Annotated in this window: 8 protein-coding genes; all 8 read left to right on the top strand. The window is 60.8% G+C overall.

Annotation, left to right across the window (positions count from 1 at the left end):
- Positions 1-487, top strand: a 487-nt coding sequence (locus KGB27_RS30615; RefSeq protein ID WP_223557345.1) for a hypothetical protein, incomplete at its 5' end; no start/stop codon positions are given.
- Positions 484-2322, top strand: a complete 1839-nt coding sequence (locus KGB27_RS30610) for a secretin N-terminal domain-containing protein (RefSeq protein ID WP_008043349.1) — start codon at positions 484-486, stop codon at positions 2320-2322. The genes KGB27_RS30615 and KGB27_RS30610, both read left to right, overlap by 4 nt.
- Positions 2323-2324: 2 nt before the next feature.
- Positions 2325-2798, top strand: coding sequence for a type II secretion system protein (locus KGB27_RS30605; RefSeq protein WP_008043347.1), 474 nt, complete (start codon positions 2325-2327; stop codon positions 2796-2798).
- A gap of 4 nt (positions 2799-2802) precedes the next feature.
- The gene (locus tag KGB27_RS30600; RefSeq protein WP_008034019.1) at positions 2803-3177 is read left to right on the top strand and encodes a type II secretion system protein; all 375 of its coding nucleotides are present in this window, start codon (positions 2803-2805) and stop codon (positions 3175-3177) included.
- Complete coding sequence (locus KGB27_RS30595) at positions 3152-3691, top strand: type II secretion system GspH family protein (protein WP_223437524.1); 540 nt, start codon at positions 3152-3154, stop codon at positions 3689-3691. Before KGB27_RS30600 ends, KGB27_RS30595 begins: the two co-directional genes overlap by 26 nt.
- A complete protein-coding gene (gene csgE / locus KGB27_RS30590; protein ID WP_008034030.1) occupies positions 3688-4077 on the top strand; it encodes a curli production assembly/transport protein CsgE in 390 nt (129 codons plus the stop codon). Before KGB27_RS30595 ends, csgE begins: the two co-directional genes overlap by 4 nt.
- The gene (locus tag KGB27_RS30585) at positions 4074-4508 is read left to right on the top strand and encodes a curli assembly protein CsgF (RefSeq protein WP_008043342.1); all 435 of its coding nucleotides are present in this window, start codon (positions 4074-4076) and stop codon (positions 4506-4508) included. Before csgE ends, KGB27_RS30585 begins: the two co-directional genes overlap by 4 nt.
- Before the next feature lie 30 nt (positions 4509-4538).
- Positions 4539-5396, top strand: a complete 858-nt coding sequence (locus tag KGB27_RS30580; RefSeq protein WP_008034033.1) for a CsgG/HfaB family protein — start codon at positions 4539-4541, stop codon at positions 5394-5396.
- The last annotated feature ends 674 nt before the right edge of the window (positions 5397-6070 follow it).

Genomic DNA, 6070 nt, shown 5'->3' with positions numbered 1-6070 from the left:
GTTCTTCGGCGTAGCGGCGGGGCTGGCCTGGTTGCCTGATTACTGGATGTCGGCGGACGACGGCGAGGCGTCCGTCACCGTCGTGGCCACGGCGGCCAACAGCAAAACCCGCGGTGCCCTGCCTGCCGCGCCAGCCACCGGCAAAGCCGCTGTGATCAAGGACTTGAGCCCGGCGGGCGACCTGTTCGCCGCCCGCAGCTGGAAGGCTGAACCGACGCTCGCCAGCGTCACTGAACAACCCGTCAACGTGACCCCGGTGGTGACCGTCCCCAGTGCACCGCCAATGCCTTTCCAGTTTATCGGGCGCATGGATGATCGTTCAGACCAGCAAGTGTTTCTGCTGAGCGGAGAAAAAATATACGTCGTACGCAAAGGGGATGTGATCGACGAAACCTGGCGGATCGTGGGCATTTCCGATGTGGAACTGAGCTTCGTCTACCTGCCTTTGCATTTGTCCCAGACCTTGTCTATGGGGAGCACGCCATGAATAGATCCCGTTTGCTGATGAGCTTTTGCTGTGCGTGTGCCGGGCTGGTGGCGTGCAGTTCTGCCCAGGTCGCCAACAAGGAAGCGTCCGAGCTGATCGAGCAGGGACAATACGAGGCCGGCCTGGCGCGTATTGAAGAAGGGCTGCGGGAAAACCCTCGTAATACCGAACTGCACCTGGCCCGCAACTCCGCCCACGCCAAGGCGATTACCGCGCTGCTGACCGAGGCTGACACCGACCGTTCGCACCGGGACTTCGCCGCCGCGCGCGTCAGCTACAACCGGGTGCTGACCATCGAGCCGAACAACCGGCGTGCCCAGGATGCAATGCGCCAGCTCGACTACATGCGCAGCCTCGATGAAAAACTCGAGCTGGCCCGTGGCGACTTGCGTCGCGGCGACATCTACGGTGCCGACCGTCAGGTCAAACAGATCCTCGAACTGGACCCGAAAAATGAAGGCGCCCTGGAACTGCAAAGCAACATCCGTCTGGTCCAGAGCCGCAACGTCATCCAGTACCCACAACTGCGCACACGCCTGGAACGGCCCGTGACCCTGGAGTTTCGCGACGCCAACCTGAAAACCATTTTCGAGGTGCTGTCCCAGGTCGCCGGGTTGAACTTCATCTTCGACAAGGACCTGCGCCCGGACATGAAAGCCACGATCTTCGTGCGTGACGTGCGCATCGAAGACGCCGTGGAACTGCTGCTGCAACAGAACCAGTTGCATCAAAAAGTGGTGAACGAAAACACCTTGCTGATCTACCCGGACTCACCGCAAAAGCTCAAGGATTACCAGGAGCTGGTGATGCGCACCTTCTACCTGACCAGCATCGATGCCAACACCGCGCTGAACATGATCAAAACCATGCTCAAGACCCGCGACGTGTTTGTCGATGAGCGCCTCAACACCCTGACCATGCGCGACTCCGAAGACGCGATCCGCATGGCGGAAAAACTCCTGCAATCGCAAGACCAGTCCAACCCAGAAGTGGTGCTGGAAGTGGAGGTGATGGAGGTTGCCACCCAACGGATTCTCGACCTTGGCCTGCAATGGCCGAACACCTTCGGCGTGGTCAACGGCGACGGTTCGCCGGTGCAGATTCTCGATCAATTGAAAGGCATCGACTCCAGCCGGATCACCATCTCGCCTTCGCCGCAAGCCAAGATCAATGCCCAGGACAACGACATCAACACCTTGGCCAGCCCGGTGATTCGTGTCAGCAACCGCGAGCAGGCGCGCATCCACATTGGTCAGCGCGTGCCGATCATCAGCGCCACGTCGGTGCCGTCGACCCAAGGCCCGGTGATCACCGAAAGCGTCACCTACCTGGACGTCGGTCTGAAGCTGGAAGTGCAGCCGACCGTGCACCTGAACAACGAAGTGGCAATCAAGATCGCGCTGGAAGTGAGTAACGCCACGCCACTGGAACCGACCCGCCAGGGCACGATTCCGGTGCAGGTCGATACCCGTAACGCCCAGACCACCCTGCGCCTGCATGACGGCGAAACCCAGATTCTCGCCGGCCTGATGCGCAACGACCATGGCGCCACCGGCAACAAGATTCCGGGGCTTGGCGACATTCCTGGCCTGGGCCGGTTGTTCGGAAGCAACAAGGACAACGTCAGCAAATCGGAACTGGTGCTGTCGATCACGCCACGGATCGTGCGCAACCTGCCGTACCAGAGCCCGTCGGACATGGAATTCCCGACCGGCACCGAAACCAGCATGCGCATTCAGGCACCGGACCGGCAGATGGAACCGCCCATTCAGAACGAGCACATCGATCGGCCGGTGGCGGCCTCAACCACTCAAGTGTTTATCGAGAAGCCTTGATCATGAGCGCCTCGCAACGCGGTTTTACCCTGATCGAAGTCGTGGTGACGCTGGCCCTGATCGGCTTGCTGGCCGGCATGGCCGCGCCGCTGACCGAGACCGTGGTGCGCCGGGGCAAAGAGCAGGAACTGCGCACCGCGCTGTACCAGATTCGCGATGCCATCGACGCTTACAAACGCGCATTCGACGCCGGTTACATCGAGAAGTCCCTGAACAGCAGCGGCTATCCGCCGAACCTGAAAGTGTTGGTGGAGGGGGTGCGCGATGTGCGCAGCGCCAAGGGGGCCAAGTTCTATTTTCTGCGGCGCGTGCCCCATGACCCGCTGAAGCCGGTCAAGCGTGACGACGACGGCGGCTGGGGTTTGCGCTCCTATGACAGCACGGCTCAAAACCCGCGTGAGGGCCAAGACGTCTTTGACGTTTACTCCCAGGCGCGTGGCAAAGGGCTTAACGGCATCGCCTACCGGGAGTGGTGAGCTTATGCGTCGGGAAAAGGGGTTTACCTTGCTGGAACTGATGGTGGTCATGGCAATCATCGCAACCCTGATGACCATCGCCTTGCCACGTTATTTCAACAGCCTCGAGGCCTCGAAAGAGACCACGCTGCGCCAGAGCCTGTCGGTGATGCGCGAAGCCCTGGATCACTACTACGGCGACACCGGGCGTTATCCCGATTCCCTTGAACAACTGGTGGAACAACGCTACCTGCGCAACCCGCCGATGGACCCGATTGCCGAACGCAAGGACCTCTGGGTCATGGTCGCACCACCGGATGGCGTACCGGGTGGCGTCGCCGATATCAAAAGCGGGGCCACAGGGAGGGCGCGTGATGGCAGCCTCTATTCCGAGTGGTAAACCTTCGAACGAGGGCGGTTTCACTTACCTGGGCGTGCTGTTCCTGATCATGCTGATGGGCATGGGCCTGGCCACTGCCGGCGAGTTGTGGTCAACCCTCTCGCGCCGTGATCGTGAGCGCCAGTTGCTCTGGGTCGGCACGCAATACGCCCAGGCATTGCGCAGCTACTACCGCAGTTCACCAGGCTTGGCGCAATACCCGAAGGAGCTGGTAGACCTGTTGCAGGACGAGCGTTTTCCCAGCCCAAAACACCATATCCGGCAGCTGTATCCGGACCCGATCGGCGGCGGAGAATGGAGCCTGATGCGCGGTTTCGACGGCCGCATCACCGGCCTCAACAGCGCCTCCACGGACACGCCGCTCAAGCAGGCGGACTTCCCCTCTCAGTGGTCGGATTTTGCCGGCATGGCGAGTTACAAGGACTGGCAGTTCGTGGCCGAGAAAGCCTTTCTCGAGGGCACATCGGGACCTGCCAAGGGCCAGTCACAATCGCCCGAAGCGTTGCAGCCATGAACCGATTCTGCGTGGCCGTGATCCTGATGCTGGCGTCTGCTGCCGCCACGGCCGGCGAAGAGGACGAAATGATGGGGTTCATCGTCGATGACACGATCTCGCACATCGGTCACGACTTTTACTACTCGTTCAGTGAACGCCTGCGCGCCACCAGCCCGATGGATTTCAACCTGGTGGTACGCGAACGACCTTCGGCGCGGTGGGGCGCCCTGGTCACTGTGGAATATCAGCAGCGTCTGGTTTACCGGCGTTTTTTGCCGCCGAACACCGTGGAACTCAAGGAAGAGGCCTATGACGCCGCCGACTGGGTCCGCGGGCAGATCGTCCAGCGCAAGCTGGAAGCCTTGTTGCAGGACACAACGGACCTTGAGAGGGACGAACTATGAAAACCACAACGTTCTCGCAGCACCGCCTGTTTTCAAGGGCAGGCATCTGGTTGGTCGGGCTCGGCAGTTGCGGCCTGGTCCAGGCCACCGAACTGGTCTACACGCCCATCAACCCCTCGTTTGGCGGTAACCCGCTGAACGGGACCTGGCTGCTCAACAACGCCCAGGCGCAAAACGATTACGACGATCCTGACTTGAAAAAACGCACCGCCGCGGCCGGTACTTCAGCGCTGGAGCGGTTCTCCAGTCAGTTGCAGTCGCGGTTGCTCGGGCAGTTGCTGGACAACATTTCAGCGGGCAACACCGGGAGCCTGACCACCGACGCTTTTATCGTCAACGTGGTCGACGACTCCGGCCAATTGACCATTGTCGTGACCGACCGAGCGACCGGTGAAGTCTCCGAAATTCAGGTGAGCGGCCTGGCCCCTTGAAGGGATCCGGGTTGATGGGGAGGGAAGGATATGAAAAGAATAATGGTGCTAGGGCTGATGTTGGCGGCGTTACAGGGGTGCAGTCTGCGCGAGCCGATCGGGGCTGAGCAGGACACCGAAACCCCGACGCTGACCCCGAGGGCTTCGACTTACTACGACTTGATCAACATGCCACGACCCAAGGGTCGGTTGATGGCGGTGGTGTACGGTTTCCGCGACCAGACCGGGCAATACAAACCGACCCCGGCCAGTTCGTTTTCTACCAGTGTCACTCAAGGCGCGGCGAGCATGTTGATGGATGCGTTGCAGGCCAGCGGCTGGTTTGTGGTGCTGGAACGGGAGGGGCTGCAGAACCTGCTGACTGAACGCAAGATCATCCGCGCCTCGCAGAAAAAACCGAACACGCCGGTGAATATCCAGGGCGAACTGCCGCCGTTGCAAGCGGCGAACATGATGCTTGAGGGCGGGATTATTGCGTACGACACCAATGTGAAAAGCGGCGGGGAAGGGGCGCGTTACCTGGGTATCGATATTTCCCGGGAGTATCGGGTGGATCAGGTCACGGTGAACCTGCGGGCGGTGGATGTGCGCAGTGGGCAGGTGCTGGCCAATGTGATGACCAGCAAGACGATTTACTCCGTGGGCCGTAGTGCCGGGGTGTTCAAGTTTATCGAGTTCAAGAAGTTGCTTGAGGCGGAGGTTGGCTACACCACCAACGAGCCGGCGCAGTTGTGTGTGTTGTCGGCGATCGAGGCGGCGGTGGGGCATCTTCTGGCGCAGGGGATCGAGCGGCGTTTGTGGCAGGTGGCGGGGGATAATTCGCCTGAGAGCGGTGAGACGCTTGACCGGTATCTGACCCAGAACAAGGTGGTGCCTGAAGAAGAGTGACCGAGGCCAGACCCGGAACTCTGTAGGAGCCGGCTTGCCGGCGATGGCGGCCTCATGACCGACCATTTTCTTTCGGGTGTACATATCCATTGCTGCGGTAACGGCCACTTGTGGTTTCGCCCTTACGGCGAGTCCCTTTTGGCAAACGCCCCAAAAGGAACCAAAAGGTCTCGCCCCAGCGTCCGGCCCCTCGCTAAGGCTCGGCGTTCCCTCGCTCCGGTCCTGCTCCGTGGGCCCGCCGCGATCGGCCATCCATGGCCGTGCGCGGCTAACCCGGCATCCATGCCGGGTTGCCCACTGCGCAGAACCTCCACTCGGCCTCCCGAAGGGGCGGGCAGATCAAAATCAAAAGCGCAAGGCGAGCTAACGCTCGGCCTCGTGGTTAGGTGGGTGTACGCCGTACCATTGTAGGAGCCGGCTTGCCGGCGATGACGTCCTTCCAGCCAACCCTTCACTCACGACTGTACCCAACCCCCTGTAGGAGCCGGCTTGCCGGCGATGGCGGTGGGTCAGTCGACGCATTTATCGCCTGAAAGGACGCCATCGCCAGCAAGCTGGCTCCTACAAGGGAAATGCATAGGTGTTGGAGAAATACGATCCCCTGTAGGAGCCGGCTTGCCGGCGATGGCGGTGGGTCAGTCAACGTATGTATTGGCTGAACAGACGCTATCGCC

It is taken from the genome of Pseudomonas sp. BF-R-01, from assembly GCF_019946615.1.
Classification (GTDB): Bacteria; Pseudomonadota; Gammaproteobacteria; order Pseudomonadales; family Pseudomonadaceae; genus Aquipseudomonas; species Aquipseudomonas migulae.
Note: the sequence above shows the minus strand (reverse complement) of the source record. Positions and strands in the feature narration are given on the sequence as shown.